The sequence below is a fragment of the Arthrobacter sp. C9C5 genome, from assembly GCF_013359735.1.
GTDB lineage: Bacteria > Actinomycetota > Actinomycetes > Actinomycetales > Micrococcaceae > Arthrobacter.
Window position 1 is genome coordinate 94,185 of sequence record NZ_JABFMX010000012.1, and the last position, 26,653, is coordinate 120,837.

The following is a 26,653-nucleotide window of genomic DNA, read 5'->3' on the forward strand; positions in this document are numbered from 1 at the left end:
CCGTGATCTTCCTGGACGCCGCCGCCACTACGCCGGTCCGCCGCGAGGTGCTCGAGGCCATGTGGCCGTACCTCAGCGGGGACTTCGGCAACCCCTCAAGCCACCATTCGCTCGGCGACGCCGCCGCTGCGGCGCTCGCAGGAGCCCGGGAAACGACGGCGAAGGCCTTGGGCTGCCGGCCGGGCGAGGTCGTCTTCACCTCCGGCGGCACGGAAGCGGACAACATCGCCGTCAAGGGCATCGCCCTGGCCCGCCGCGCTGCGGACCCGCGCCTGGACCGGGTGGCGATCAGCGCCGTCGAACATCCCGCGGTGGAGGAATCCGCCCGGTACCTCGAACGTGTCCACGGCTTCGTGGTCGACGTGATCCCGGTGGACCGCTACGGGCAGGTGACGGAGGAAGCGTTCGCGGCCGTGCTCCGGCCGGAAACCGCGCTGGCCAGCGTCATGTACGCCAACAACGAGGTCGGGACAATCCAGCCCGTAGCCCGGCTGGCGGCCCTGGCCCGCGGTCTCGGAATCCCGTTCCACAGCGACGCCGTGCAGGCCGCTGGCTGGCTGCCCCTCGACACGCGTGGCCTGGGCGTCGATGCGCTGAGCATTTCCGGCCACAAGCTGGGCGCCCCGAAGGGCTGCGGAGCGTTGTTCGTGCGCGGCCGGACCCGGCTGGAGCCGCTGGTCCACGGCGGCGGCCAGGAACGCGGCCGCCGCTCGGGCACCGAGAACGTTGCCGGCGCGGTGGCCCTGGCAACGGCGCTGAGCCTGGCCGGGACCTCGCAGCAGGCGGCCTCCGCCCGGGTCGCTGCACTGCGTGATGACTTCATCGGCGCCGTCCTGGCTGGAGTGCCCGGCGCCGTGCTGACCGGCCATCCGGACGAGCGGCTGCCCTCGGTGGCGTCGTTCTGCTTCCCGGGAACCAGCGGCGAGTCTGTGCTGCTGGAGCTGGAACGGCAGGGCGTGGTCTGCTCGAGCGGTTCGGCCTGCGCCGCGGGCTCCGACGAGCCATCGCCCGTGCTGCTCGCGATGGGAATCAGCGCCGAAGTGGCCCAGACCGCCGTGCGCTTCAGCTTCGATTCGTCCATCACCGCAACCGAGCTGCGGGAAGCGGCGGCCGCGGTGCGCACCGCCGTCGGCAGCATCCGCGCGCTCGGGTAGCCGGCAGCCCGCTGGATGCTAGCGGTGCCGGGCGCGGCGGAAGATCCAGTGCCGCAGCATCGTGAACCTTACGGCCGTGGCCAGGAAGCCGGACAGGGTGGTGGTCCAGAGCTCGTCGGCCACGGTGGCGTCCGGGTTGATCCAGTGCAGGATGCCGAGGCTGCCGCCGGTGATCAGCAGGGCGACGGCGATCACGATCAGCCCGTTGAGATGGTCGCGCTTCATCCGGTGGCGCTCGGTGATTTTGAACGTCAGCCGCCGGTTCAGCGCGGTGTTCATCAGCGAGGTGATGATCAGCGCGGCCGCGTTGGCCGGCTGGGGCCCGATCCACGGCCGCAGGAAGGCATACAGCGCCAGCGAAGACACGGTGCAAACGACGCCGACGCCGGTGAAGCGCAGGAGCTGGCGGACCACCGGATAGCGGAGTACGCCCCGGTGGCGGCGGCGCGGCGAAGCCGAGGGGGAAGAAGCCGGGGAGGCCGCTGTGGTATCCGGCGGGAACTGCCGGGAGGGCTGCGCTTGTTGTAGCTGCGACTCCATCCGTCTAGTACAGCTCGCCGACCGGAATGTCCACGGCGAGGCGGTTCGACGGCCCGGCGAGCGGGCAGGCCCACGCCTCGTTGTAGGCGCAGGACGGGTTGTAGGCGAAGTTGAAGTCCAGCACGAACTCGGCGTCGGGCCCCGAGCCCGTCACACCGTGGAAGGCGCCCTTGATGGTGTCCAGCAGGTAGCGGCCCGCGCCGTAGCTGCCGCCGGGCTGGCCGGCGGTGGCGTCGCGGAACGGCACGAAGATGCCGCCGCCGTAGCCGTTGAGCTTCCAAACCGCCAGCTGGCCCATTTCCGGCAGGTCGAAGGTGCCCAGCCGGACAAAACGGACGACGCCGTCGGTTCCGGTTTCGACGTTCATCTCCCGTCCGGCGCCCTCCTTCGTGATGGGGACGTGGAAGCGGTAGATCGGGTCGTAGTCCGCGGTCTTGAGGCCGCCGAAGCTCGCCTTGGCGTCGTCGGTCAGGGGCGAGGCGGGGTGCGTAGCGAACATCCGGTCGCGCTCCTGCCGCCAGTAGGAGTGGGCCTCGGCCGGGCTATCCGCGGCGATCTTACGCACGGTGGCGTAGAGCGCAAAGGTCCGGAGCCGCCAGTCCGCGATGTCGACGGCGGACATCCCTGACACGCCGTCCGGGCCGTCAATGTCCGCTCCATCAAAATGCTGTTCAGCCATCCCCCCAGCCTAGCCTTGTTTCGCTGCCGGAAACGCGGCGGGCCGTGCCCTCGGAGCGCCGTTGGGGGACCGTAGACTTCGCGCATGCACAACTTCGCCCCCGGGTCCGCCAGCCGCGCCGCCGCCTCGCTGGCCGAAGTCGTCCGGTTCCGCACCGTCTCCTCCCGGCTTCCGGCCGAGGTGGACGCCGAGGAGTTCGAGGCCTTCCTGGCGGCCCTGCCCCGGCTCTACCCCTCGGTCCACGCCGCCCTTGAGGTGGAACGCGTCAACGGGGCGGCCCTGCTGTTCCGGTGGCCCGGCACCTCGGGGGATCCCGGCAGCCGCCCTACGGTGTTGATGGCCCACTACGACGTCGTCCCGGCGGGGGACGAACAGGCGTGGACCCATCCGCCGTTCTCCGGCCACAGCGACGCAACCCATCTCTGGGGCCGCGGCACGCTGGACGACAAGGGCCAGCTGGTCGCCATCCTGGAGGCCGCGGAAGCCCTGCTGGACGAGGGCTTTGCCCCGGCGCACGACGTCTACTTCTCCTTCGGCAACAACGAGGAGACTGCCGGCGACAGTGCCGCAGCGGCCGTGGAGCTCCTGGCCGGCAGGGGAGTGCGGCCCTGGCTTGTGCTGGACGAGGGCGGAGCCGTGGCGCGCGGAGCGTTCCCCGGCGTGAGCCGGCCGGCCGCCGTCGTCGGCGTGGCCGAAAAGGGGATCCTTGACGTGGAGCTGCTGACCCGGGACCCGGGCGGACACGCCTCGACGCCGCCCCGGATGGGAGCGACGGCGCGGCTGGCGCGGGCGATCACCCGGATCGAGCAAAATCCCTTCCCGCAGCGCCTCCCGGAGGTGACCGCGGAGATGCTCCGGCGCTTCGGACCGCACGCGCCGGCCCCGCTGCGTGTTGCCTTCGCGAACCTGTCGCTGCTCAGGGTCCCGATGACGTGGCTCTTCGGCCGGCTGGGGAACGAAACCAACGCGATGACCCGCACCACCGTGGCCATCACCACCCTGGAGGGCAGTGCGGGCGCCAACGTGCTCGCCGCCACGGCCAAGGCGAACGCCAACATCCGGGTGGCCGTCGGAGACACGGTGGCCGGAACCGTGGAGCGGCTGCGGAAGGTCATCCGCGATCCGAAGGTGGAACTGCGGGTGGTGGAGGGCAACGAGCCCACGCCGGTGTCCGCCTCCACCGGTCCGCAGTGGCAGTTGCTGGAGGACTGCATCTCCGCGACCTTCCCGGAGGCGATCATCACGCCGTACATCATGATGGGCGGGACGGATTCGCGCCGTTTCATCGGGATCTGTGACTCCGTGTACCGGTTCGCTCCCTTCGCCATGGACGCGGCGGACCGCGGCTCGATCCACGCCGTCGACGAAAGAATCTCGCTCGAGACCCTGGGCCGCGGCGTCCGCTTCTACGAAACGCTGCTCCGGAGGCTCTGAACCGGACGGGGCCCCGGCTACGCTGGCACCATGACTGGCACGGTTCTTTCCCGCGGACTCCGGATTGCCGCCGCGCTGGCGCTCACCGCCGGGGCGCTCGCCGGTTGCAGCAGCGAAGGCAAGGGCGCGCCGGCCTGGACGGCGGGGAGCCCGGGCGGAAGCACGACGGCGGCTCCCTCCGCCGGTGCGTCGTCCCCGGCGGCCGCGGCGGGCGGCTCGGCCTCCGCGGGCGCCTCTGTTTCCGCAACCGCCTCCGCGACGTCGGGTGCAACGGCGGCGGCCTGGAAAACGTACTCCGATCCCGGCAAGAACGTGAGTTTCGACCTGCCGCAGGAGTGGATTGCCCAGTCCGTCACCCCGGCGCAGGGCTCACTTCCGCGGGCGCTCAAGATCGAGGTCAAGGATCCGGACGGCCGGTACCTGGCCACGCTGCAGACCGGACTCCGGCCGCAGGCGGCGGGCGTCTGCAAGGCGGGGGCGGCCAAGCCGTACGTGGTGGTCAGCAGCGTTCCGGTGGAACTGCCGCACCTCGGCGGGGAAGGAACCATCGACCCGCATGTGGTGTTCCGCGTGATCCAGGGCTACAAGTACTTCGGCTCCTATGGCATCACCAACGTGGTCGGCGGGGCGGGCGGCAAATCCTGCGCCCTGCGAAACGTCGTGCGCGGGCCCGAAGGCAAGGGCGACTACGCCTTCGGCGATCTGATTGAGCTCAAGGCGTTTGCTCCGGACCAGAAAGTCGCCCCGGCCCAATCCTTCGACACGCTGGGCGAGGCGGACAAATACGTCAACGAGGGCTCGGAATTCGCCAATGTCCAGCGGATGCTAATGTCGCTGAAGATCAAAAACTAGTCCCGCCCGCCGGCACCATGGCGGCCCGGGGACATTGCCCTCCCGCTGACAATCCAGCGGCTTCGCTCGCACCCTCCGGAGATTCATGGAACGCATCGTGTCCGCACGCCTGGCCTTCAAGACCGTGGCCGATACCAAGGTAGCGATGGCGGTGGCCGTCGCCCGCAACCCCGGCTACAGCGGGTTCGAGGAGTCGCTGTCCGTGACGGCCGGCGGCGAAGACGTGCCCCTGACCGAACTCTCGGACCACCACGGCGGTCGCTTCCACTACATGGAGTTCGCCGAACCCACAGAGGTGCTGGTGGAGTACGGCGCCACCGTCACCGGGTTTGCCCTTCCGGAGGAACCCGGACTGATGGAGCTCATCCGTTACGTCCGGCCCAGCCGCTACGCCGAATCCGACCGGCTGCTCCCGACGGCGTACGCCGAGTTCGGCGGCCTGGACGGCGGGGAGCTCCTGCACGCCGTGCGGAACTGGGTCTTCAGCGAACTGCGCTACGTCAGCGGGTCCTCGCGCGGGACGGACGGCGCCGTCGAGACGCTGCTGCACCGGCGCGGCGTTTGCCGGGACTTTGCCCACCTGGCCATCTCGCTGCTGCGATCCAAGAACGTCCCGGCGCGGCTGGCCGCCGTCTATGCGCCGGGGCTGAGCCCGATGGACTTCCATGCCGTGGCCGAAGCCCATGTCAACGGCGCCTGGCACGTCATCGATCCGACCGGCCTGGCGCCGCGGGAGAGCATGCTCCGGATTACGGCCGGCCGGGATTCCTCGGACACCGCCTTCCTGTCCACCGTGGGCGGCAGCCTCCTGCTGAAGGAACTGAAGGTCACCGCCACCGTCACCGGCGAGCTGCCGGTCGAGGACCCGGCGGCGCTGCTCGCCATCCGCTAAGGACCGTGCGCGGGGCACATCCACTCGGCCGACGGCGGAGCAGAACAGCTAGCGCGACGCCACCGAGGCCCGCAGCTTCTCCGTCAGGCGCAGTAGCTCGCGCTGTTCCTCGGCAGTGAGCGCCGGGCCCACCAGGGCGGCGATGTCGCGGACATGCTCCCGCCCGATCGTCTTCTGCAGTTCCCGCCCGGCGTCGGTGAGCCGGATGAGGACGCCGCGGCCGTCGTCGGGGGCGGGCCTGCGCTCCACGAGGCCGCGCTTTTCCAGCCGCTCCACCAGCCGGCTCAGGCTCGACTGGCTCAAGAGCACGTGGTCGTTGAGCTCATTCTGGCGGAGCCAGCCGGACGGGCAGCCGGAGAGCGTGAACAGCACGTCGTACTCGTTGAGGGCCAGGGACTTGAAGGCCGGGCCGGCCTGCAGCCGTCGCATCACGGCTACTTGGGCCCGGAACAGGGCCTCCCAGGTTTCCGCGGCCAGGCGGACCGGCGATTCGATCTTCGCAGACATCAGGCGTCCTGCGGGGCGGCCTCACGGGCCGCCAGCGAGGCGGCCACGCGACCGGCGTGGGTCGGCGGTTCGGGAACGTGGGCCGGAGTCTTCTCGGCGTATTCCTTGCGGAGCACCGGCAGGACTTCCTCGCCGAACAGGTCCAGCTGCTCCAGGACGGTCTTCAGCGGCAGGCCGGCGTGGTCGATCAGGAACAGCTGGCGCTGGTAGTCGCCGAAGTACTCACGGAAGGTCAGGGTCTTCTCGATGACTTCCTGCGGGCTGCCGACCGTCAGCGGGGTCTGCGAGGTGAAGTCCTCAAGCGAGGGGCCGTGGCCGTAGACCGGGGCGTTGTCGAAGTACGGGCGGAACTCCTTCACGGCGTCCTGCGAGTTCTTCCGCATGAAGAACTGGCCGCCGAGGCCCACGATGGCCTGGTCCGCCTTGCCGTGGCCGTAGTGCTCGTAGCGTTCGCGGTAGAGGCCGATCAGCTGCTGGTAGTGCTCCTTGGGCCAGAAGATGTTGTTGGCGAAGAAGCCGTCGCCGTAGTACGCGGCCACTTCGGCGATCTGCGGGGTGCGGATGGAGCCGTGCCAGACAAAGGGGGCAACGCCGTCGAGCGGCCGCGGCGTGGAGGTGAAGTTCTGCAGCGGGGTGCGGTGCTTGCCGGACCAGTTGACCGTGTCCTCGTCCCAGAGCCGGCGCAGCAGGGAGTAGTTCTCGATCGCGAGTTCGATCCCGTCCTGGATGTTCTTGCCGAACCAAGGGTAGACCGGGGCGGTGTTGCCGCGGCCCAGGACCAGGTCCACCCGGCCGTCGGCGAGGTGCTGGAGCATCGCGAAGTCCTCGGCGATCTTCACCGGGTCATTGGTGGTGATCAGCGTGGTGGCCGTGGAGAGGATGATCCGCTCGGTCTGCGCCGCGATGTAGGCGAGCGTGGTGGTGGGGGAGGAGGAGAAGAACGGCCGGTTGTGGTGCTCGCCGATGGCGTAGACATCCATTCCGATTTCTTCGACCTTCTTGGCAATGGCAACCGAGGCCTTGATGCGCTCGTGTTCCGTGGGGGTGCGGCCCGTGGTGGGGTCGGTAGTGATGTCGCTGACGCTGAATACGCCGATCTGCATGGTGTTCCTTTCCGGGGCCGGAGACTTCCGGGTGCTGCTTCTACTATAACCGATTTACATGCATTTGCATCTATCACCCTCTATAACGTCCGCCACGCCGGGATATTCCACCTCCTGCGGGGAGCCTGCGGGGCCCGGCCCTAGGATGCAATCAATCGGCTGGCCGCCAGATGCCCAGCCCGCCCGGAAGGTCGCCATGCGCCGCGTTGTCGCTTTTCTGTGCCTGGTGGAACTTACCAGCGGGATCCTGCAGGGCTACTACACTCCCATCCTCACCGACATCGCCCGGCACCTGGGGATTCACGACGCCGACGTCAACTGGTTCGAGGCCGCCCAGCTGACAGTCAGCGCCTTGGCCGTGCCGGTGCTCGCGAAACTGGGGGACCTGTACGGACACCGCAGGATCCTGCTCGTCTCCACCGTGCTCACCGCCGCCGCCTCATGGGGCGTGGCGCTGGCGCCGGATTTCTGGACGTTCCTCGCGGCGTGGTCGTTGCAGGGCTTCTATGTGGTCTGGCTGCCGCTGGAAATCGCCCTAATCTTCAGCCGGGTGCACGGGCTGCCCGACGGCGCCGCCCGCACCCGCCGCGCGGCCGGCGCCCTCGTGGGCGCGCTGGAATTCGGCGTCATCGCCGGTGCCCTCGCGGCCGGGGCCCTCGTGGAAGTCTTCGCCGGGCAACTGCAACTGGTGCTGATGCTTCCCGCCCTGGCCGTGACGGCGTGCTGGTTCGCCATCCGCTTCGGGGTGCCGGAGTCCACCGAACGCAGCGGCGGCAGGGTGGACACCCGCGGCTTCGCGCTGCTCGCCGTCGGGCTCCTGCTGATCACCTCCGGACTGACCTTCATGCGGCTGGGCGGCCCCGGAGCCTGGTGGGCATGGGCGCCGGTCGCGGCCGGCCTGCTGGTCTTCGTCCCGTTCACCCGCGTCGAGCTGGGCCGCGAGGATCCGCTGGTGGACATCCGGATGCTGCGGTCCAAGTCCATGTGGCCGGTGCAGCTGACCGCGGGGCTGTTCGGAGTATCCGTGCTGGGCGCCCAGGCCCCGCTCTCCACCTTTGCCCGGACCGATCCTGCACTGCATGGCTACGGCCTGGGGCTGCGCGCCGGCCAGGTCTCGATCATCATCGGCGTATACGTGCTGGCGCTGCTGGTGGGGGCCTTGCTGTACCCCGTGGTGACGCGCCGGCTGACCCCGCGCTGGACCCTGGTGGGCGCCGCCGCCCTCGTCGGGCTCGGCTACCTGCTCTTCCTGCCCTTCCACGGCAGCCTGGCCGAGGCGCTGGTCAACATGGCGGTGGCCGGCGTCGGCTCCGGGGCGCTCGTGGCGGCGCTGCCCTCGGCGGCGGCCGCCGCGGCGCCGCTGAACCGGACGGCGATGGCGACGGGCCTGACCAACACGACCAAGACCATCGGCGGGGCCTTCGCGTCGGCGGTGTTCGGCATTGCCCTGCTCAACCACGTCCTGGCCGACGCCGGCGCTGCGGCCGCCGCCGGGCAGACCGCGGCGCCGTTGGCGGGCTACCTCACGGTGTGGAGCATCTGCGGGGTCACCGGAGTGGCCGCGGCCGCAGCCTTGGTCCTGGTGCCGAGGCTGGCGTTCTCCGACCCCGCCCCGGCTGCAACCCCCGAAAGCACCGAGCCCGCTTCCGCCCCCAACTAGCTCGCAGTAGTTGGGGGAGGGAAGGCGCTAGTTGCGGAGCGCCGGGGCCTCATCCGGTTCGTCGGCCTCGTCCTGCTCATCGAGCCGGTCGACGTCGGCCGCGGCGTCAGTGGGCGCCGGCTGGGCCCGGCGGCCGTGGGCGGGCCTGCCGCCCTGGGCCAGTGCCTTGCGTTCGCGCCGGCCCTCCACCAAGCGGTACAGCACGGGCACCAGGATCAGCGTCAGGGCGGTGGAGGAAATGAGGCCGCCGATCACCACAATGGCCAGCGGCTGCGAGATGAAGCCGCCGCCGCCGGTCAGTCCCAGTGCCATCGGGGTCAGCGCGAACACGGTGGCCAGCGCGGTCATCAGGATGGGCCGGAGGCGCTGGCGTGCGCCGTGCGTGATCGCTTCCGCCACACTCATGCCGGGCTCGCCGCCCCGCGGCTGGCGGTATTGGTTGATCAAGTCGATCAGCACGATCGCATTGGTCACCACGATGCCCACCAGCATCAGCATGCCGATCAGCGAAGGCAGCCCCAGCGGAACGCCCGTCACCAGCAGCAGGGCAATGGCGCCGGTGGCCGCGAACGGGATCGAGACCAGTAGGATCAGCGGCTGCACGAGGGATTTGAACGCGGCGACCATGATCACGTAAACAATCGCGATGGCGGCCAGCAGTGCCAGTCCCAGCTGGCCGAAGGACTCTGCCTGCTGCGTGGTGGCCCCGCCGATCTCTGCCGTGACACCCGGCGGCAGCTGGACCGACTTGAGCCGGGCCTGCACCTCGGTGCTTACCGCACCGAGGTTTCCGCCCGACGGCGTGACGGAGACGCGTGCGGTCCGCTGGCCGTTGCTGGCGGTAATGGAGACCGGAACCTCCACCTGTTCCACCGAGGCGATCGAGGACAGCGGGACCGGGCCCCGCGCCGTCGGTAGCGGAAGGTCGCGCACGGCGCCGATGCTGGTGAAACGGGTGCCCTCGCCGATCCGGACCGGGAAGTCGTTCGTGCCGATGCGGACGGTGCCGGCCGGGACCGGGCTGATCGTGGAGGCCAGCACGCCGGCGACCTGCTGTTCGTTCAGGCCGGCCGCAACGGCCTTGGCGCGGTCCACCTTGACCTGGACCACGGGCTGGCTCGCGGCCAGGTTGGTGCTGACCTCGGACGAGCCGGGGACCCCGTCCATGGCCTTGACCATGGCGTCGCTGGCGGTCTTGAGGTCGGCGGAACTGGCGGCCTTGAGCGTGATGTCGACAGTCGATGTCGTGCCGAATCCGCCCTGCTGCGAACCGACGGTGATCTTGCCGGCGTCGGAGATCTTGGCGAGCTCCTTGCGGACGGCGTCCTGCAGCTTGCCCTGGTTGGCCTTCTCCTCGGTCACGACGGTGAAGCTGGAGTTCGCCGCCCCGGTGGACTGCAACGCGGAGAAGCCCGTCTGGGCGTTGCCGGTGGTGACCTGGACATCCTTGATCCCGTCGATGCCGCGCAGGGCCTTCTCGACCTTGACGGCCGCGGCGCTGCCCTCGGCCAGGCTGGTGCCGGCCGGAAGGGCCTGCCGCACGGTCATGCTGTTTTCGCCGGAACGGCCCAGCAGGTCGGTGGCGAGCAACGGCGACATCGCCGCGGTGCCGCCCAGGACCAGGACGGCCGCCACCAGGGTGATGACGGGGTGCCGCTGGGTCTTGGTGAGGATCGGGAGGTAGCCGCGCTGCAGGAAGCTGCGCTGCTCGGCCGCGTGGGCCTTCGCGGCGGTCTCGCGGGCTGAGGCTTCGGAGACGTAGCCGCCGGCCTTGTCCGCGGGGGTCCGCAGGAACCAGTACGCCAGCACCGGAACGATGGTCAGCGAGACCAACAGCGAGGAGACCAGGGCGATCGTGACCGTGAGGGCGAAGGGCCGGAACAGCTCACCGGCGAGTCCGGCCACGAACGCGATCGGCAGGAAGACCGCCACCGTGGTGAGGGTGGACGCGGTGATTGCGCCGGCGACCTCACGGATGGAGGTCAGGATGGCGGTGATTTTCTGCTCGCCGTAACTGAGGTGGCGCTTGATGTTCTCGATCACCACGATCGAGTCGTCCACCACGCGGCCGATAGCGATCGTCAGCGCGCCGAGGGTCAGGATGTTCAGCGAGTATCCGGTCGCGGAGAGCCCGATGAAGGTGATCAGCAGGGACAGCGGGATGGACACGGCCGTGACCAGCGTGGAGCGCACCGAGAGCAGGAACAGCAGGATGACGGCGACGGCGAAGCCCAGACCCAGCAGGCCCTCCGTGGTGAGGTCCTTGATGGACTTCTCGATGAACGGCGCCTGGTCGAACACCGGGGTGAACTTGGCGTTGGACCCCAGCTCGGCCTCAAGCTGCGGGATGGCGTCCTTGACCGCGTGGGAGATGCCCACCGTGTCGCCCTCGGGCTTCTTGGTGACCGAGACGGCCAGGGTTTCCTTGCCGTTGGTGCGGGTGATCGAGGTGCGGGCGTCCTCGGCGATGCTGACGTCCGCCACGCTGCCGATTGTCGCGGCGTCGCGGGCACCTCCCAGCGGCAGGGCCTTGACCGCGTCGAGGGAATCCACCGGGCTGCCGATCTGCAGCGAGAGCGTCTTGCCCTGTTCCTCGATGCTGCCGGCCGGGACCAGCGTGCCGTTGTTCTTTAGCGCGTCGGAAATCGACTGGATGGTCACGCCGGAGGCAGCCATGGCCGCCGGCCGCGGCAGGATCTTGATGTGCTGGGTGGCCCCGCCGGTCACTTCGGCGCCGCGCACGCCGTCGAGCTTCTGCAGCCGCGGCACGCTCAGGCGGGCGAGGTCCGCGTTGAGCTCGCTCAACGGCTTGTCCGAGGACACCGCAAGATAGACGATCGGGAAGTCACTGATGCTGCCGGCGATCGCCTGTGGCTGGACGTCCTTCGGCAGCGCCTGCTTCGCGTTGGAAATTGCGCGGTCGATCTGGTTCCGGGCGCGGTCCAGGTTGGAGCCGTAGGTGAACGCCAGGGTGATCTGCGAAACGCCGTTGCGTGACGTCGACGACGTCGACTCCAGCCCCTCGACGCCGTTGAGCGCCGTCTCCAGCGGCCCGCTGACCTGCTTGTCTACGACTTCCGGCGAGGCCCCGGGCATCGAGGTGATGACGGTGATCTGCGGGAACTCGATGGACGGGATGAGCTCCTGCTTGAGCGAGGTCATCGTGATCACGCCGAAGACCGACGCGAAGACGGTGATCAGCGCGATCAGCGCCCGGTTTCCTAGCGAAAGCTTGGCCAGCCGGAACATCTCATGGTCTCCTGATGGGTCGACGGACGTACGTCACAGCGTGACGTCACAGGGATTGAACGTACCGCAGCCCGGAAGGGTTTCAGCGGGTGGCGGTGACCGGCTCCAGCTGGAGTGCCGCGGCCGTCTCCGCCTCGAGCTTGGCGGCAAGGTCCGGGTTCTCGTTGAGCTTGACGCCGTAGCCGGGCATCATCTCCTTGAGCTTGGACTGCCAGCCCTTGAAGTTCTTGGGGAAGGACTTCTGGAGCAGTTCGATCATGATCGGCACGGCGGTGGAGGCCCCCGGGGAGGCGCCAAGCAGGGCGCCGATGGTGCCGTCGCGGCCGGCGATGACCTCGGTGCCGAACTGCAGCACGCCGCCCTTCTTCGGATCCTTCTTGATGATCTGGACCCGCTGGCCGGCGGTGATGAGCTCCCAGTCGCCGTCCTTGGCCTCCGGGTAGTACTCCCGCAGGGCCTCGACCTTGGCGCCGTGCCGCTTGGCGACTTCCTTGACCAGGTACGCGGTGAGATCCATGTTGTCCTTAGCCACGGCCAGCATCGGGATGATGTTGGAGGGCCGGATGGACAGCGGCAGGTCCAGGTAGGAGCCGTTCTTCAGGAAGTTGGTGGAGAAGCCGGCGTACGGGCCGAACAGCAGTGAGCGCTTGCCGTTGACGTACCGGGTGTCCAGGTGCGGGACGGACATGGGCGGGGCGCCCACGGAGGCCTGGCCGTAAACCTTGGCGCTGTGCTGGCCGGCGAGGGTTTCATCCGTGCAGCGGAAGAACTGGCCCGAGACCGGGAAGCCGCCGAAGCCCTTGCTTTCCGGGATGCCGGAGGCCTGCAACAGGTGCAGCGCCCCGCCGCCGGCGCCGACAAAGACGAACTTCGCGTGGATCGAGCCGTGCTCGCCGGAGCGCGGGTGCTTGAGTGCAAGGTCCCAGCCGCCGTCGGAGGCACGCTTGATGCCGGTGACATCGTGGCCGTAGTTGATTTCCACGCCGTTGTTGCCGAGGTAGCCGGTCAGTTCGCGGGTCAGGGCGCCGAAGTCGACGTCGGTGCCTTCGGCGGCGCGGGTGGCGGCGATGTGCTGCTTCGGATCGCGGCCCTTGACGATCAACGGCGCCCACTTGGCGATCTGGGCGTGGTCCTCGGAGTACTCCATCGAGCGGAACAGGGGGTTCGGCTTGAGCGCCTCGTAGCGGGTGCGCAGGAACTTGACGTTGGCGTCGCCCACCACGAAGCTCATGTGCGGCACGGTGTTGATGAAGCCCTTGGGGGAACCGATCAGGTTGTTGGTGACCAGGTGGGACCAGAACTGGCGGGAAAGCTGGAACTGCTCGTTGATGTGCAGGGCCTTTGCCGGGTCCACCGAGCCGTCTTTGGCTGCGGGGGAGTAGTTAAGCTCACACAGTGCGGCGTGGCCGGTGCCGGCGTTGTTCCACGGATCGGAGCTTTCCAGGCCCGGCTGGTCCAGGCGCTCGAAGAGCGAAATGGTCCAGTTCGGCTCAAGCTGCTTCAGGAAGGCGCCCAGCGTGGCGCTCATGATGCCGCCGCCAATCAGGACGACGTCGGCATGTTGGGTCTTGGAAATGAAAGTCACAATCAGTCTCCGATAGCAGCGGCTCTGGCTGTCACAGAATATCCCCGCACGGCCCACTAACTGAAATTGGGCCGTCCCGTCAAGGCTTTAGTTCGACGTTCGTGAAAACTTCGTTCAGGACCGGCGACGCCGGGTACTTCAGCACCCGGTCGGACAGAGCCAGTGCCGAGATTGGGAACGCAATCGGCACAGCGGGCACGGTCGCGGCAATCTGCGCATTGATGGTCTGGTACTGCTCGGTCCGGTCCTTGCCGTCCGGCAGGCCCCGGGCGCGGGAGATTTTCGAGAACACCTGGGGGTCCTGGTAGCCGAACTCGCCGGTGTTTTCACCGAAGAGCGGGCCCACGAAGTTGTCCGGATCCGCGTAGGACCCGTTCCAGCCGAGCAGATGCAGGGCGTGGTCGCCGGGGGAGGTGACCTTCTGGAGGTAGCCGTCGGACCATTCGACCGGAACGGGTTTGATGTTGAGCCCGACGGCGGTGAGCTGGCGGCTGATTTCCGCGTAGACCTTTTCCGGGGTCGGAAGGTAGGGGCGTGCGACATTGAGCGGGTAGTAGAACTTCAGTTCCTCGCCCTTGTAGCCGGCCTCGGCGAGCAGCTCCTTGGCCTTGTTCTGGTCGTAGCCCAGCGAGGGGGCATTGTTGTTGAAGCCGCTCAGCTTCGGCGGGACGAACTGCGAGGCCGCCGCGGTGTTGTCAATGAAGAACTTCCGGATCAGGGTGTCCTTGTCCAGGGCCATCTCGATCGCCTGCCGGACCTTGAGCTTGCGCAGCACCGGTACTTCCTGGTTCATGCCCAGGTACATGACGGAGAAGGGATCGCGCTGGATGATCTGTTTGCCGCGCTTGACCAGCTGGTCGAAGTTGCCCACTGTCACGGAATCGTAGGCATCGATTTTCCCGTCAAGCAGGGCCTGAAGCCGGGCCTGCGGGTGGTCGTAGGTGACGAAGTTGATGGTTCTGATCTGTCCCTTGTCGCCCCAATAGCCCTTGTTGCTGTTCAGGGTGACGGTGTTGTTGTCCCAGGAGTCGAAGACGTAGGGGCCGGTGCCCACAGGGTGCAGGGCGTAGGCGGACACCGGCTGGCCCTCGCGCTCCTGGTTAAGCACGTCGGCAGACTGTGCGGCCAGGGCGTGCGGCGAGGAGATCGCGAAGGCGGGCAAGGTGAGCGCCTGGAGGAACCCGGTGAAGGGCTGGGTGAGATCGACCCGGACGCTGTTTGCCGCCAGTGCGGTGCAGCCCTTGTAGATGGACAGCGAGGCCTGGTCCGCGTGCGCCATGAACACGCCCTTGAACGTACTGCCGGGTGCCTGCTTGCGGAGGGCGGCGGAGAAATTGAACCAGCGCTTGAAATTGGTGCACACGGCCGCCGCATTGAACGCAGTGCCGTCCTGGAATTTCACGTTCTCGCGGAGCTTGAAGGTGTAGGCGCGGCCATCGTCGCTGGTCGTCCATTCGGTAGCCAGCAGGGGTGTGGGCTTGCCGCTGGTCTGGTCGACGCCGATCAGGCCTTCGAGGATCTGGCGTGTGATGCGGTAGGAGTCGACGTCGGACACGAGGGCCGGATCCAGGCCGAGCGGACGCGAGGCCGTGCCAAAGGTGAAGGTGGCGGTGGGCCCGGCGTCGGAAGCGCTGGCGGAGGAGGGCGACGGTGCGGGGCCCGGTGTTCCGGTGCACGAGGCCAGCGGCAGCAGGAGCAGGACTGCGCCAAGGCCGGCTGCGATGCGGCGCAACGCCTTTCGGGGGCCGGCACTGATAGGCGCGGTACTGCTGGGCACTGAAGGAATCACCTCTGGGAACTTGTTGGCCGCCGGCTGCGGAACAGCCCCAGTCTAGTTGACCGTCACAGGGGTTTCCCGGTAGCCCGCAACAGGTGAAGGCCCGCACCATCCGGTGCGGGCCTTCATTTCTCCAGGTGGATCCAGGGAGTCAGGCTGGATCCGGGTGAGGAGGTCTTGGTGATGCTTACTTGGGCATCAGGACCGAGTCGACCATGTAGACCGTGGCGTTGGCGGTCTTGACGCCACCGCAAACCACGTTGGCGCCGTCGACCTTGAGCGCGTCCTTGCTGCCGGTGACGGTCACGGAACCGCCCTGGACGGTCTTGTGGGTGCCCACGATCTCAGACGGGCTGATCTTGCCGGGAACAACGTGGTAGGTCAGGATCTTGCTCAGCAGGGCATCGTCCGTCTTGAGCTTGTTGATGGTGGCGGCGTCGATCTTCTTGAACGCGTCATCCGTCGGAGCGAAGACAGTGAATTCGCTGCCGTTCAGGGTGTCCACCAGGTTGACCTTGGGGTTGAGCTTGCCCGAGACGGCGGCCGTCAGGGTGGTCAGGATCGGGTTGTTGGAGGCGGCTACGGCCACCGGGTCCAGCGCCATGCCGGCGACGGAACCCTTACCGTCGGGAACCTGCGAGGCGTAGGCGGCGCAGCCGGAGCCGACGAGGTCTGCCGCCGGGTCCATCGCTGCGGCGGAGGAGCTCATGGACGGTGACGGGGCCATGCTGGAAGACATGGCGGACTCCGACGGCGTGGAAGCGGGAGCCGAGGAGCTGGATGTCGTGCTGGAACCGCCGCAGGCAGTGAGGCTGAGCATGGCTGCAGCAGCGATACCTGCAACGGCGAAAGTCGTGCGCTTGATGGTCTGCATTTCGATTCTCCTTTGTTGTGCCGATTTCATTGCCTGCAGCGAACATCTTTGCCGCTGTGGCCTTTCTCCGACTGTCGGGCACCGACCCTTGGTTGGTGTCTCAATGGGTATTCGCGGGCTCGGCGGAAAGGGATGGGTGGGAATCGAAATTCTTTTTTTTGGGCCCGGTTTAAGTCGGCGGGAGGGGCGTGCGGTTGGGCCGGGATTCCCGGCGTTTTGGCGGGTGCGGGTGGTTCGGTCCTCGGGCTAAAATGCGAAACCCCGGTCCGAAGACCGGGGTTTCGCATTGTGCGCAAGGGGGGACTTGAACCCCCACGCCCGAAGGCACAGGAACCTAAATCCTGCGTGTCTGCCAATTTCACCACTCGCGCGCGGCGCCGTCGTTCGCGGGGCCGAAAGGCCCTCGACGGCGGATGCCAGGCACCAGTCTACAGTTCTGGCCCGCAGCCCGGCGTCGGAGATGCGGGATGCCGGGGGCTCCGTCGCTGCCGGCGCCTGCCCGCAGGACAGTTAGGCGTCCAGCTTCAGGTCGCGGAGCAGCTTGGCGACGTGGCCGGTGGCGCGCACGTTGTATTGGGCCAGGGTGACTTTGCCGTCCGGACCGACCACCACGGTGGAACGGATAAGGCCCTCATAGGTGCGGCCGTAGTTCTTCTTCTCACCCCATGCCGCGTACGCCTCGGCCACCGCGTGGTCCGGATCGGAGAGCAGCGGGAAGCTGAGTCCCTCGGCCGCCGCGAAGCCCGCGAGCTTCGCCACCGGGTCCGGGGAGATGCCGACGACGTCATAGCCCGCACCCTGCAGGGCCGCCAGTGAGTCGCGGAAGTCGCAGGCCTGCTTGGTGCAGCCCGGCGTGGCAGCCGCCGGATAGAAGTAGACCACCGCGTTCCGGCCGCGGAAGTCCTGCAGGCCGACCTCGCGTCCGGCCGAGTCCAACAGCTGGAAGTCCGGCGCGTCGTCTCCGGGAACGAGTCGTTCAGGCATGTTTATCTCCTTGACAAATTTAGGGAATTCCAGCCTAGTGAGCACGGGCGCGGCCCACGAATCGGACAATCGCTATACTCTTTGGTATGCCTGATATGGATCGCTGGCCCACGGGCCGCCTATTGTCCACGGCAGCACGCCTTGTAGAACACTCCTGGAACGAGAAGCTGGGGGCCATTGGCCTGACCCATGCCGGGGTCATTGCGATGGAAGTGCTCTCCGCTCAAGGACCCATGACCCAAGCGCAATTGGCGCAATTGGTCCGCGTCCAGGCCCAGACCATGGGCAAAACCCTGAGCCGGCTTGAAGCCCACGGTCACATCTCCAGGGAGCGCAGCGCCTCCGACCGCCGCAGCCACGTCGTCACCCTGACCGACCGCGGCCGCGAAGCCGTCGTTGCGGCCGCGGACATGGAGCGCTCGGTGCTCGCTGCCGCTTCGATCGATCCCGACTCCCTGCGGCACGAGTTGCAGTCCGTGGTCCGGGAACTGGCCAACCGCATGTCCACGACGGAAGCGAAATCGATCGTCACAGCGGTAGAGCCTATTGTGTCCGCCGAGGCCAACTAGGCCGCCGGCGCCAACTAGGTAGGGCACTGCCGGTGCTTGCACCGGACTGCGCTAGCCCGGCCCGGCAAACGAGTACCCACTACTGGGTTCAAGCCGACCCTGCTGGGCGAGCATGGGGCCATGACTAGGTACGTTCTCGAAGCCAGGTCCTTGGAGCATCACTGCCAGTGTTGCGGCGAATATGCCGCAACGGTGTTCTGCGAAGACTGCGACCCCCACGTAGAAGCGCCGGCGAAACCCTAGCTGCCCTTCGCCAGCACCCGTCCCGCCACGGTCCGAGGCCGGCTTTTTGACGCGGGGCTGGACACGGCTGTTCCCTGATCCGGCCGGGCCCGTGTCCATCACCCAAGCGGGAGCCGGCCGGACATAGGATCAAGGAATGGATGCGCACCTGACTGAGGAGCTGGAAGGGCAGACCTCGATCAACGAGCTGCTCGACGAGCCGCTGGGCACCAAACCGATTCAGCTCGCGTTGCCCATCCATTTCCAGCTGGCTGAGGCCGGGCGGCGCTAGCACCGGGCCAGCCCCGGAAGGGTGGGAGGGCCCTCCGGAAAACCCCTCGGCGCCTGCCCAGGGAACGTAGGATGTCTAGGATGAGAACGCGTAGGAGTGCCTCTTGGGCTGTCACGGCCATGGCCATCCTTGCCTTGACTGCCTCCACCGCCCTCGCCCTCGCCGCCCCGGCCGACGCCGAACCCTGCGGTCCGGTCGTTTTGGTACCCCTGGGCCGATGCGAGCCCTCAGCCACGCCCGCCCCGAAGCCTTCGAGCACCGTCAAGCCCTCGGCTACGGCTCCGGCCGCACCGTCGGCTCCGCCGGCCGCTCCGGCACCATCCTCCGCGGCACCCTCCAGCCCCGCACCGGCCCCGTCCGCGAAAACCGCCGTCCGGGCGGCGCCCTCCAAGGCGCCGGTCCACGCATCGGTTCCTGCCTCGGTCCCGGCCAGGGCCACTGCCGCGCCCTCGACGGCGGGTGGGACGCCGTCGTCGGTGCCAGCCGCCGTTTCGGAGGCAGCCGCGGTCGTTGCCCAGGTTTCACAGGGTAGCGGCACTGCCCTGCGGGCGGGGGCGTTCCTGCTGGCGGTCGGAGGCCTGCTCCTGTCAGCGTGGGCACTTTTGGGGCTCAGCCGCCGCGGGGACCGGGCTCCCTAAGAAGGCCCGGACAGCGATGCGCGCCCCGCTCCAGGTTAGGAAGTTGCCGTCTGCACCGGCAGGAAACGCGCAGGAAGCGCCAAGGGCTCCCGCAATTTGCGGCTAGACCCGATTGTTCCGGGTTAAAGTTCTTTCGGACCCGGGGCTGGCCGAGCACGAGCGTTTCCCGCTCTCGCCCGTCCGCCGGCCGACGTGGCGCGCCAGTACCAATGCTGGGCGGAACGTGGCCTGCCGGCGGGGTACAGCGCCCGCGTCCCGTAGCACCCGTCGCAGAAGAAATGCAGAAAACGGCGCCCGAATCCCGCACAGGCTGCACCCCCGCCTGTTTACTGGTAGCGGGGGCGGTGAGTTGTGTGCTGGCTCCGAACGGATCGTCAGCCCCCCAGACTCGCCGAGAAGAAAGCTGGACCATGATCGAGGCATTCGGCCTTACCAAGACCTACGGGAAGCGCACCGCCGTCGACGGCGTCACGTTCACCGTCCAGCCGGGGCAGGTGACCGGCTTCCTGGGCCCCAACGGGGCCGGCAAGACCACCACCATGCGCATGATCCTGGGACTGGACCGGCCCACCTCGGGGCGGGTGCTGGTGAACGGGCGGCCGTATGCCAGGCATGCTGCGCCGCTGACCGAGGTCGGTGCCCTCCTGGATGCCAAATCTGTGCACCCGGCCCGCAGCGCCTTCAAGCACCTGTCCGTTCTGGCAGCCACCCACGGAATACGCCGCAGCCGTGTCGAGGAAGTCATGGCGATGACCGGGATCACGGAGACGGCGCGCAAGCGCGTCAAAGGGTTCTCGCTCGGGATGGGCCAGCGCCTGGGCATTGCTGCCGCGCTGCTGGGGGATCCCAGGACGGTCATCTTCGACGAGCCCGTGAACGGACTCGATCCGGAAGGCGTCCAGTGGGTCCGGAACCTGGCCAAGGGCCTCGCCGCCGAGGGCCGGACGGTTTTCCTGTCCTCGCACCTGATGAGCGAGATGGCGCAGACCGCCGACCACCTGATCGTCATCGGCCGGGGCCGGATCATCGCGGACGCGCCCGTAGCCGAGATCCTTGCCCAGGGGCAGGACAGGGCGCTGGTGCGCAGCGACCAATCAACCCAGTTGCAGGCGGGGCTGGCAGCCGGCGGGATCCTCTTTCGTGAACTCGAACCGGGCCTCCTGGAAGTCTCTGGGGCCGAACCGCGGAAGATCGCCTGGATAGCGCGGGAATGCGATGCACTGATTCACGAGCTGACCCCGGTCCGGGCGACGCTCGAAGAGGCCTTCATGGAACTGACCCGCGACGACGTCGAATACCGCTCTGCCGCATTGGCCGGGGCCGGAGAGGGAACCCGATGACCACCTCAGTAACCGCGAGCAACAGTGCCACCGCCGTCCGCCGCCGCGACAGCGGGACCAGGCTCACCTTCCTACGGGCGGTGCGTGCCGAGTGGATCAAGCTGGCGTCGCTGCGTTCCAGCTACGTCATCCTCGCCATCGCCCTGCTCGGCATGGTGGGGGTCGGCATGCTAAAGGCTTTCTCCGTGGCAGACATGGCTGCCGGGTTCGCCGTCTACGGCGGGCCCGCTGGAGCTGAGCAGGAGGGCATCCTGAAGGAATTCGGCATATTTGCCCGCGAAGTCCCCGCAACCGGGATCATGGTCGCCCAGTTCCTGATCGCCTCCCTGGCCGTGATACAGATCGGGTCCGAATACAGCACCCGCATGATCACCACGACGCTCACCGCCGTGCCACGCCGGATGACCGCCGTGCTGTCGAAAACGCTCGTCATCGCCGCAGCCGCCTTCGCCACCGGCATCCTCGGAGCTCTCATCTCGTACGCGGTGGCCCAGCCGATATTGCAGCCACAGGGTCTGGGCTACGCACTCACCGCCGACGGTGTGGTCCCGAGCATCCTCAACGCGGCCGTCTTCCTGGCTCTGATCGCCGTCCTGGGCCTTGGCATTGGTGCCGTGCTGCGCAACAGCGCCGGCGGCATTGTCGCCACTCTGGGCATCCTGATGATTCTTCCGATCATCGTTGCCATCTTGTCGGGCCTGGGGGACGCTTTCAAGGACGTCGGCCTGTTCCTGCCCGCGTCTGCCGGGGGCGACATGGTCGCAATCCGGACCTCACCCGGGCGGTTGACCCCGGTCCAGGGCGGTCTTGTTGTGCTTGCTTGGGCGGCAGCCGCAGTGGGCGGCGGACTCGCGTCGGTGAAGTACCGCGATGCCTGACAGCTAGGCCTGGCCTGGCCGCCGCCGGCGTCGCGTCTGTTGACGCTCCCGGCGGCCCTTGATGTCAGGCCCCGCCGCTCCAGGCAAAACAAAAAACCCCGTCTTTTCGGTTAGACCGAAAAGACGGGGTTTTCGCTGGTGCACCCCCCGGGACTCGAACCCGGAACCCATTGATTAAGAGTCAATTGCTCTGCCAGTTGAGCTAGAGGTGCAGCTGTTGTTTTCGTTCCCCCGGGCTTTTTATTTCCCGCGGTGTTCTCCGCAACGACATGAAACTCTACACGAGTTTTAGTGCAGTGTGAAATCGAGCGGCCGACGGCGCTCCCCGGCTAGTTGGGCAGCGCCAAAACCAGCACAAAATCAGGGTTTTGGCCGTTGCTGAGCGCCCATAGGCGGCCGTCCGGGGCAAGTGAAACGTCGCGGATCCGGCCGTATGTGCCTGTGAAATAGGCCACAGGGTCGCCGGCAACTTCGCCGCGCAGCGGCACCGCCCAAAGCCGCTGGCCCCGCAAGGCGCCGAGGTAGGCCGTGTCGCCAACGATTTCGAGCCCGCTAGGCGAGGAATCCGCCGTCGAGGGCCACACCACTTTGGCGTCAAGGAACCCTTCGCGGTGCGGGGCGCCCGTCACCTCGGGCCAGCCGTAGTTGCCGCCGGGGACGATCAGGTTCAGTTCATCGTCTCTGTCCGGACCGAATTCGCTCGCCCACAGCCGGCCCGCGCTGTCCCAGTCGAGCCCCTGGACGTTCCGGTGCCCGAGGCTGTAGACGGGGTTCGAGCCGAAGGGGTTGCCGGGAGCGGGCCTCCCGTCCGGGGTGAGGCGGAGGATCTTGCCGCCGAGGGCGTTGCGGTCCTGTGGCTGGTCGCGGCGCCGGGAGTCTCCGGTTCCGACGTAGAGGTACCCGTCGGGGCCGAACCGGATGCGGCCGCCGTTGTGCGTGGAGGCCTTGGGAATTCCGGTGAAGATGACTTCGGGCGCGCCCAGATCCGGGAGGCCGTCCTTAGCGAGCCGGAAGCGGGCGATCCGGTTGTCCGCCTCGGCCGTGACGTACGCGTACAGATACCGGCCGGACGCAAGGTCCGGAGAAAGGGCCAGCCCCAGCAGTCCGCCCTCGCCGCCGGGGGCGACGCCGGGCACCTTGCCGACCGTCGCTGCGGGACCGCCGCCCGGCGGCACGGACTTTAGCAGCGCGCTGTCCCGTTCCGAGACAAGGGCAGTGCCGTCCGGCAGGAATACCACCGACCAGGGCAGCGTCAGCCCGGCGTCGATGCGGCCGGCAACTCTCAGGACGTCCGCAGCGGGCTGGCTGCTGCTGGCCGGGCTGCTCGTGGCCGCGGGAGCGGTGGGGCTGCCGGTGCAGCCGACCGCGGCCAGGGATGCAGCCAGAACCGCCACCGCCACCACCGCTGCCCGGGCCGCGCGCCGCGGCGACCGCCGCTGCATTGCTACAGCCGGGAACGGCGTGGCGGCCGGAAGCCCGCCGCTTCCGCATGGGCGGCAGAAAGGAACCAGACCTCGGCCCGGGTCTCCTCATAGGAGGGGCTGGTTTCGTCGTGGTAGATCATCGAGGAGGCGTTGCCCTTGACGGTGAAGCCCTCCGGTCCGCTTCCATCCGGGGCCGGCGCGGCAGATCCCTCGCCGTACGGCTGCTCAACGGCCAGATGCCCGGCGGGCGCCGCGGTGTGGCTGGCCGAGCCCTCGGTGAGTGCGGCCGACGATGCTGCCTGTGCCGTCTCCAGGTCGGCAGCCTCGGCCGCTGCGGACTCCGCGCCGGGGAGGGTGGGGGCGTGCGGCTCGGTGTATTCGGCGTGGTGCACGGGGGCGTGCGCTTCCGGCGCTTCGGCGTGGGCGCCGTGGGCCACATGATCGCCGTGGGCCCCGTGCGGAAGGTCGTGGTGCGTGGCGGCATGCGCCTCGGCCGGCGGTGTCTCCGACCACTGGGTCTCCCACTCGGCGCTGCCCGCCGCTGCGCCTGCTGCGGTGCTGCTCTCGGCGAGGGCGCCCTCCTTAGGCGTGCTCTCAGCGATGGTGCTCCCCGCCTGCGTAGCCGCCACGTCGTCGGCAGTGGTCGGCGGCTCTGGCTCGGCGTTGCTGAAGCCGGCGGCGGACGGCATTCCCGTCGTGGCGGCCGCGGCGGCCGACGCGGCGGCTGTCCCGCCGGACAGGGCGCCGTCGTGGCCTGCCCGGTCCCCGGCAGCCCGCGGGGAGGCGGTTCCGGCCGCGGTGGACGTCGGGGTTCCACCGCCACCGCGGGCGTTGTTGCGGTTCAACTGCCACCACACGACGCCGACAATCACCACGATGACGATGAGCCAGATAATCCAATCCATAGCCGAATCCTTCTGTCCAGGCGGCAAGGTTGCCGCTGTTTGACGTTACGTCCGGCCCGACGCGGCTGTCCAGCGTTCCGGACCCGCCCCGTGTAGCCTCGCTTCATGGATTTCAAGAGACTGCGGATTCTTCGCGAGCTGGCGGACCGCGGCACCGTGGGGGCCACCGCCGAGGCCATGCGGGTAACGCCGTCCGCAGTCTCACAACAGCTCAAGACCCTGCAGGACGAGCTCGGCGTGGTGCTTGTTGAGAAGTCCGGCAGGGGAGTGCGGCTGACCGAGGCGGGGCTGGCCATGGCCGGTGCCGCCGCGGAGGTCTCCACGGCCATGGCCCGCGCCGAGGCAACCATCGACACGTACCGGCTCGGCTGGCAGACGCACATCAAGGCGGCGTTCTTTCCGAGTGCCGCGGAAATGTTCCTGCCGGGACTGCTGCACCGCGTGAAGGAGATCGACGGACTCCGCTTCGAGGCACATTTCGAGGACCCCGGCGTCGCCGGCTTCGCTGCCCTGGCCGCCGACTACGACATTGTCCTGGCCCACAGCGTCGACGGACCCGAGGTCTTCGCCCGCCAGGGCCTCCAGGTGATCCCCCTGATAGACGAGCCGCTGGACGTGGCGGTGCCGGCGGGCCACGAACTGGCCGGCAAGGCGACGCTCAGCGCCGAGGACGTCGTCGGGTTCCCCTGGATGGGCGTGCCCGACGGTTTTCCCTTTGATACCGTCCTGCGGCAGATCGAGATGCAGGCCGATTCCCCGGCCCTGCGGGCGCAGCTCTTCCCGGACCTGCGGGTGCTGGAGGCCCTGGTCAGTGCCGGGCACGGGCTCAGCCTCCTGCCTCGCTACACCGCATTGAAGAACCAAGGGCGGGGCTTCTTGCTCCGCCCGCTCCGCGGCGTCAAGGCCAGCCGAAGCATCGTGGCCCTGGCCCGGCCCGAGGCCGCCGCCCGGACCACCATCCAGCAGGTGCTGGCGCTGCTCAAGGCGGAGGCCCAGGCGGTCGCCGAAGCCCCCGAGCTGCGTGACGCGGCTCACAGTATTTGAGCCTGGACGGCCACGAGGTCCAAGGGATGAGACAGGCGTCCACTATTTGGGCGAAATATTCCCGGTTTTGCGCTTAATGAGCCAATCCGGCTCGTTGCTGCCGACGACGGAGCCCTAGACTTTGAGCCATGAGTGAGGACACCGAAACAGCGACAGAGACCAAGCCGGACATCAAGCCCCGCAGCCGGGTCGTTACCGACGGAATCCACGCCGCCCCCGCGCGCGGCATGTTCCGGGCGGTCGGCATGGGCGACGACGACTTCGCAAAGCCCCAGGTGGGCGTGGCGAGTTCGTGGAATGAAATCACTCCCTGCAACCTTTCGCTGAACCGGCTCGCCCAGGGCGCCAAGGAAGGCGTCTTCGCTGGCGGCGGGTTCCCGATGCAGTTCGGCACCATCTCCGTCTCCGACGGCATCTCCATGGGCCACGAAGGCATGCACTTCTCCTTGGTGTCCCGCGAGGTCATTGCGGACTCGGTCGAGACCGTCATGCAGGCCGAGCGGATCGACGGCTCGGTGCTGCTGGCCGGCTGCGACAAGTCCCTGCCGGGCATGCTGATGGCGGCCGCCCGCCTGGACCTGTCCAGCGTTTTCCTGTACGCCGGCTCGATCATGCCCGGCTGGGTCAAGCTCGAAGACGGCTCGGAGAAGGAAGTCACGCTGATTGACGCCTTCGAGGCCGTGGGCGCCTGCGCCGCGGGCAAGATGAGCCGCGAGGACCTGGACCGCATCGAAAAGGCCATCTGCCCGGGCGAAGGCGCCTGTGGCGGCATGTACACCGCCAACACCATGGCCTGCATCGGCGAGGCCCTCGGCATGTCCCTTCCGGGTTCGGCCGCCCCGCCCTCGGCCGACCGCCGCCGCGACGTCTTTGCGCACAAGTCCGGCGAGGCCGTCGTCAACCTGTTGCGCCTTGGCATCACCGCCCGCGACATCATGACCAAGAAGGCGTTCGAGAACGCGATCGCCGTAACCATGGCCTTCGGCGGCTCCACCAACGCGGTGCTGCACCTGCTGGCCATCGCCCGCGAGGCCGAGGTGGAGCTGACCCTCGAGGACTTCAACCGGATCGGCGACAGGATCCCGCACCTGGGCGACCTCAAGCCGTTCGGCCGCTACGTGATGACCGACGTCGACAAGATCGGCGGCGTCCCGGTCATCATGAAAGCACTGCTCGACGCCGGCCTGCTGCACGGCGATTGCCTCACCGTGACCGGCAAGACGGTGGCCGAGAATCTCGCCTCGATCAACCCGCCGGACCCGGACGGCAAGGTGCTCCGCGCCATGGACAACCCGATCCACAAGACCGGCGGCATCACCATCCTGCACGGCTCGATGGCTCCGGAAGGCGCCGTCGTGAAGAGCGCCGGCTTCGACGCCGACGTCTTCGAGGGCACCGCCCGCGTTTTCGAGCGCGAACAGGGCGCCCTGGACGCGCTGGACAACGGCGAGATCAAGGCCGGCGACGTCGTCGTCATCCGCTACGAAGGCCCCAAGGGCGGCCCGGGCATGCGCGAAATGCTCGCGATCACCGGCGCGATCAAGGGCGCCGGCCTCGGCAAGGATGTCCTGCTGCTCACGGACGGCCGCTTCTCAGGCGGAACCACCGGCCTGTGCATCGGCCACGTTGCACCCGAAGCGGTCGACGGCGGCCCCATCGCCTTCGTCAAGGACGGCGACCGGATCAGGGTGGACATCGGGGCCCGGACGTTCGACCTGCTGGTGGACGACGCCGAGCTCGAGGCACGCAAGGTGGGCTGGGAGCCGCTGCCGGCCAAGTTCACCAAGGGCGTGCTCGCCAAGTACGCCAAGCTCGTCCACAGCGCCTCCACCGGTGCCTACTGCGGGTAATACCTTCCCCAAGGATGCGGCGCGAGCGCCGCATCCTTGGGGCCCCTCGGTATTCCCCTTATTAAGCCCTGCCGCCGAAAGCTGCCGGGTCACCAAGGTAGAGTCGAGGATCCCAGCTGGTGGACGGCGTAGTCCACATAGTGAGACACGGCGCATGCTCGTTGACACCTGTCTTACTAAGAGGGAAAACTGAACGCATGA

23 protein-coding genes and 2 tRNA genes are annotated in these 26,653 nt (G+C 68.2%); 12 read left to right on the forward strand and 13 right to left on the reverse strand.

Features of this window, described 5'->3' with window-relative positions:
* Positions 1–2 precede the first annotated feature (2 nt).
* A complete protein-coding gene (locus HNO80_RS11145; protein WP_175322923.1) occupies positions 3–1,154 on the forward strand; it encodes a cysteine desulfurase family protein in 1,152 nt (383 codons plus the stop codon).
* 18 nt (positions 1,155–1,172) lie between these two features.
* Here the strand turns inward: HNO80_RS11145 and HNO80_RS11150 are convergent, their stop codons facing one another.
* Together HNO80_RS11150 and HNO80_RS11155 are read right to left on the reverse strand one after the other, a co-directional pair.
* The gene (locus HNO80_RS11150) at positions 1,173–1,694 is read right to left on the reverse strand and encodes a GtrA family protein (RefSeq protein ID WP_175322924.1); all 522 of its coding nucleotides are present in this window, start codon (positions 1,692–1,694) and stop codon (positions 1,173–1,175) included.
* 4 nt (positions 1,695–1,698) lie between these two features.
* A complete protein-coding gene (locus HNO80_RS11155) occupies positions 1,699–2,373 on the reverse strand; it encodes a DUF1684 domain-containing protein (RefSeq protein ID WP_175322925.1) in 675 nt (224 codons plus the stop codon).
* 84 nt (positions 2,374–2,457) lie between these two features.
* On the opposite strand from HNO80_RS11155, the gene HNO80_RS11160 reads away from it, so the two are divergent.
* From HNO80_RS11160 to HNO80_RS11170, 3 genes are all read left to right on the forward strand, one after another.
* Positions 2,458–3,807: a M20/M25/M40 family metallo-hydrolase gene (locus HNO80_RS11160; protein WP_175322926.1), complete on the forward strand. Its 1,350-nt coding sequence runs from the start codon at positions 2,458–2,460 to the stop codon at positions 3,805–3,807.
* A gap of 30 nt (positions 3,808–3,837) precedes the next feature.
* Positions 3,838–4,659, forward strand: a complete 822-nt coding sequence (locus HNO80_RS11165; RefSeq protein WP_175322927.1) for a hypothetical protein — start codon at positions 3,838–3,840, stop codon at positions 4,657–4,659.
* A gap of 85 nt (positions 4,660–4,744) precedes the next feature.
* Positions 4,745–5,551, forward strand: coding sequence for a transglutaminase-like domain-containing protein (locus HNO80_RS11170; protein ID WP_175322928.1), 807 nt, complete (start codon positions 4,745–4,747; stop codon positions 5,549–5,551).
* 48 nt (positions 5,552–5,599) lie between these two features.
* Here the strand turns inward: HNO80_RS11170 and HNO80_RS11175 are convergent, their stop codons facing one another.
* On the reverse strand, positions 5,600–6,058 hold the full coding sequence (locus tag HNO80_RS11175; protein ID WP_175322929.1) for a MarR family winged helix-turn-helix transcriptional regulator: 459 nt from the start codon (positions 6,056–6,058) through the stop codon (positions 5,600–5,602).
* A complete protein-coding gene (locus HNO80_RS11180) occupies positions 6,058–7,161 on the reverse strand; it encodes an LLM class flavin-dependent oxidoreductase (protein ID WP_175322930.1) in 1,104 nt (367 codons plus the stop codon). Before HNO80_RS11180 ends, HNO80_RS11175 begins: the two co-directional genes overlap by 1 nt.
* A 196-nt stretch (positions 7,162–7,357) precedes the next feature.
* Here HNO80_RS11180 and HNO80_RS11185 point away from each other — a divergent pair, with 196 nt between their 5' ends.
* The gene (locus tag HNO80_RS11185) at positions 7,358–8,821 is read left to right on the forward strand and encodes an MFS transporter (protein ID WP_175322931.1); all 1,464 of its coding nucleotides are present in this window, start codon (positions 7,358–7,360) and stop codon (positions 8,819–8,821) included.
* 27 nt (positions 8,822–8,848) lie between these two features.
* On the opposite strand, the gene HNO80_RS11190 is transcribed toward HNO80_RS11185, so the two are convergent.
* From HNO80_RS11190 to bcp, 6 genes are all read right to left on the reverse strand, one after another.
* A complete protein-coding gene (locus HNO80_RS11190; protein ID WP_175322932.1) occupies positions 8,849–12,070 on the reverse strand; it encodes an efflux RND transporter permease subunit in 3,222 nt (1,073 codons plus the stop codon).
* Positions 12,071–12,152: 82 nt separating this feature from the next.
* Positions 12,153–13,655 (reverse strand): malate:quinone oxidoreductase, encoded by a 1,503-nt coding sequence (locus HNO80_RS11195; protein ID WP_175322933.1) that lies wholly within the window; start codon positions 13,653–13,655, stop codon positions 12,153–12,155.
* A gap of 79 nt (positions 13,656–13,734) precedes the next feature.
* Positions 13,735–15,387: an ABC transporter substrate-binding protein gene (locus HNO80_RS11200; protein WP_502707845.1), complete on the reverse strand. Its 1,653-nt coding sequence runs from the start codon at positions 15,385–15,387 to the stop codon at positions 13,735–13,737.
* 232 nt (positions 15,388–15,619) lie between these two features.
* Positions 15,620–16,306 (reverse strand): fasciclin domain-containing protein, encoded by a 687-nt coding sequence (locus HNO80_RS11205; protein ID WP_175322934.1) that lies wholly within the window; start codon positions 16,304–16,306, stop codon positions 15,620–15,622.
* Positions 16,307–16,595: 289 nt separating this feature from the next.
* A tRNA-Leu gene (locus tag HNO80_RS11210) sits at positions 16,596–16,677 on the reverse strand.
* 139 nt (positions 16,678–16,816) lie between these two features.
* Positions 16,817–17,290, reverse strand: a complete 474-nt coding sequence (gene bcp / locus HNO80_RS11215; RefSeq protein WP_175322935.1) for a thioredoxin-dependent thiol peroxidase — start codon at positions 17,288–17,290, stop codon at positions 16,817–16,819.
* A 95-nt stretch (positions 17,291–17,385) separates the two neighbouring features.
* On the opposite strand from bcp, the gene HNO80_RS11220 reads away from it, so the two are divergent.
* The 5 genes from HNO80_RS11220 to HNO80_RS11235 all read left to right on the forward strand — a co-directional run bounded on the left by HNO80_RS11220 (position 17,386) and on the right by HNO80_RS11235 (position 21,229).
* Positions 17,386–17,859: a MarR family winged helix-turn-helix transcriptional regulator gene (locus tag HNO80_RS11220; protein ID WP_175322970.1), complete on the forward strand. Its 474-nt coding sequence runs from the start codon at positions 17,386–17,388 to the stop codon at positions 17,857–17,859.
* A gap of 379 nt (positions 17,860–18,238) precedes the next feature.
* Positions 18,239–18,373, forward strand: coding sequence for a hypothetical protein (locus HNO80_RS18090; protein WP_283810492.1), 135 nt, complete (start codon positions 18,239–18,241; stop codon positions 18,371–18,373).
* A 217-nt stretch (positions 18,374–18,590) separates the two neighbouring features.
* Complete coding sequence (locus tag HNO80_RS11225; RefSeq protein ID WP_175322936.1) at positions 18,591–18,905, forward strand: hypothetical protein; 315 nt, start codon at positions 18,591–18,593, stop codon at positions 18,903–18,905.
* 516 nt (positions 18,906–19,421) lie between these two features.
* Positions 19,422–20,351, forward strand: a complete 930-nt coding sequence (locus HNO80_RS11230; protein ID WP_175322937.1) for an ABC transporter ATP-binding protein — start codon at positions 19,422–19,424, stop codon at positions 20,349–20,351.
* The gene (locus HNO80_RS11235) at positions 20,348–21,229 is read left to right on the forward strand and encodes an ABC transporter permease (protein WP_175322938.1); all 882 of its coding nucleotides are present in this window, start codon (positions 20,348–20,350) and stop codon (positions 21,227–21,229) included. Before HNO80_RS11230 ends, HNO80_RS11235 begins: the two co-directional genes overlap by 4 nt.
* Positions 21,230–21,365: 136 nt before the next feature.
* Here HNO80_RS11235 and HNO80_RS11240 read toward each other — a convergent pair.
* The 3 genes from HNO80_RS11240 to HNO80_RS11250 form a co-directional block, all read right to left on the reverse strand.
* Positions 21,366–21,441 (reverse strand) — tRNA-Lys (locus HNO80_RS11240).
* 117 nt (positions 21,442–21,558) lie between these two features.
* Positions 21,559–22,671, reverse strand: a complete 1,113-nt coding sequence (locus HNO80_RS11245; RefSeq protein ID WP_175322939.1) for a PQQ-dependent sugar dehydrogenase — start codon at positions 22,669–22,671, stop codon at positions 21,559–21,561.
* Between the two features lie 2 nt (positions 22,672–22,673).
* Positions 22,674–23,558 carry a sunset domain-containing protein gene (locus HNO80_RS11250; protein ID WP_175322940.1) on the reverse strand — a complete coding sequence of 295 codons (885 nt, stop codon included), beginning with the start codon at positions 23,556–23,558 and terminating at the stop codon, positions 22,674–22,676.
* 105 nt (positions 23,559–23,663) lie between these two features.
* On the opposite strand from HNO80_RS11250, the gene HNO80_RS11255 reads away from it, so the two are divergent.
* Both HNO80_RS11255 and ilvD read left to right on the forward strand, forming a co-directional pair.
* Entirely contained in the window at positions 23,664–24,602 is a 939-nt protein-coding gene (locus tag HNO80_RS11255) for a LysR family transcriptional regulator (protein ID WP_175322941.1), read from the forward strand.
* Between the two features lie 128 nt (positions 24,603–24,730).
* The gene (gene ilvD / locus HNO80_RS11260; protein ID WP_175322942.1) at positions 24,731–26,452 is read left to right on the forward strand and encodes a dihydroxy-acid dehydratase; all 1,722 of its coding nucleotides are present in this window, start codon (positions 24,731–24,733) and stop codon (positions 26,450–26,452) included.
* Positions 26,453–26,653 lie beyond the last annotated feature (201 nt).

Coding starts and splice junctions, on each gene's coding strand:
- HNO80_RS11150 (WP_175322924.1), bottom strand. CDS start 1,694: ATGGAGTCGCAGCTACAACAAGCGCAGCCCTCCCGGCAGTTCCCGCCG.
- HNO80_RS11155 (WP_175322925.1), bottom strand. CDS start 2,373: ATGGCTGAACAGCATTTTGATGGAGCGGACATTGACGGCCCGGACGGC.
- HNO80_RS11160 (WP_175322926.1), top strand. CDS start 2,458: ATGCACAACTTCGCCCCCGGGTCCGCCAGCCGCGCCGCCGCCTCGCTG.
- HNO80_RS11165 (WP_175322927.1), top strand. CDS start 3,838: ATGACTGGCACGGTTCTTTCCCGCGGACTCCGGATTGCCGCCGCGCTG.
- HNO80_RS11170 (WP_175322928.1), top strand. CDS start 4,745: ATGGAACGCATCGTGTCCGCACGCCTGGCCTTCAAGACCGTGGCCGAT.
- HNO80_RS11175 (WP_175322929.1), bottom strand. CDS start 6,058: ATGTCTGCGAAGATCGAATCGCCGGTCCGCCTGGCCGCGGAAACCTGG.
- HNO80_RS11180 (WP_175322930.1), bottom strand. CDS start 7,161: ATGCAGATCGGCGTATTCAGCGTCAGCGACATCACTACCGACCCCACC.
- HNO80_RS11185 (WP_175322931.1), top strand. CDS start 7,358: ATGCGCCGCGTTGTCGCTTTTCTGTGCCTGGTGGAACTTACCAGCGGG.
- HNO80_RS11190 (WP_175322932.1), bottom strand. CDS start 12,070: ATGTTCCGGCTGGCCAAGCTTTCGCTAGGAAACCGGGCGCTGATCGCG.
- HNO80_RS11205 (WP_175322934.1), bottom strand. CDS start 16,306: ATGCAGACCATCAAGCGCACGACTTTCGCCGTTGCAGGTATCGCTGCT.
- bcp (WP_175322935.1), bottom strand. CDS start 17,290: ATGCCTGAACGACTCGTTCCCGGAGACGACGCGCCGGACTTCCAGCTG.
- HNO80_RS11220 (WP_175322970.1), top strand. CDS start 17,386: ATGGATCGCTGGCCCACGGGCCGCCTATTGTCCACGGCAGCACGCCTT.
- HNO80_RS18090 (WP_283810492.1), top strand. CDS start 18,239: ATGGATGCGCACCTGACTGAGGAGCTGGAAGGGCAGACCTCGATCAAC.
- HNO80_RS11225 (WP_175322936.1), top strand. CDS start 18,591: ATGCGAGCCCTCAGCCACGCCCGCCCCGAAGCCTTCGAGCACCGTCAA.
- HNO80_RS11230 (WP_175322937.1), top strand. CDS start 19,422: ATGATCGAGGCATTCGGCCTTACCAAGACCTACGGGAAGCGCACCGCC.
- HNO80_RS11235 (WP_175322938.1), top strand. CDS start 20,348: ATGACCACCTCAGTAACCGCGAGCAACAGTGCCACCGCCGTCCGCCGC.
- HNO80_RS11245 (WP_175322939.1), bottom strand. CDS start 22,671: ATGCAGCGGCGGTCGCCGCGGCGCGCGGCCCGGGCAGCGGTGGTGGCG.
- HNO80_RS11250 (WP_175322940.1), bottom strand. CDS start 23,558: ATGGATTGGATTATCTGGCTCATCGTCATCGTGGTGATTGTCGGCGTC.
- HNO80_RS11255 (WP_175322941.1), top strand. CDS start 23,664: ATGGATTTCAAGAGACTGCGGATTCTTCGCGAGCTGGCGGACCGCGGC.
- ilvD (WP_175322942.1), top strand. CDS start 24,731: ATGAGTGAGGACACCGAAACAGCGACAGAGACCAAGCCGGACATCAAG.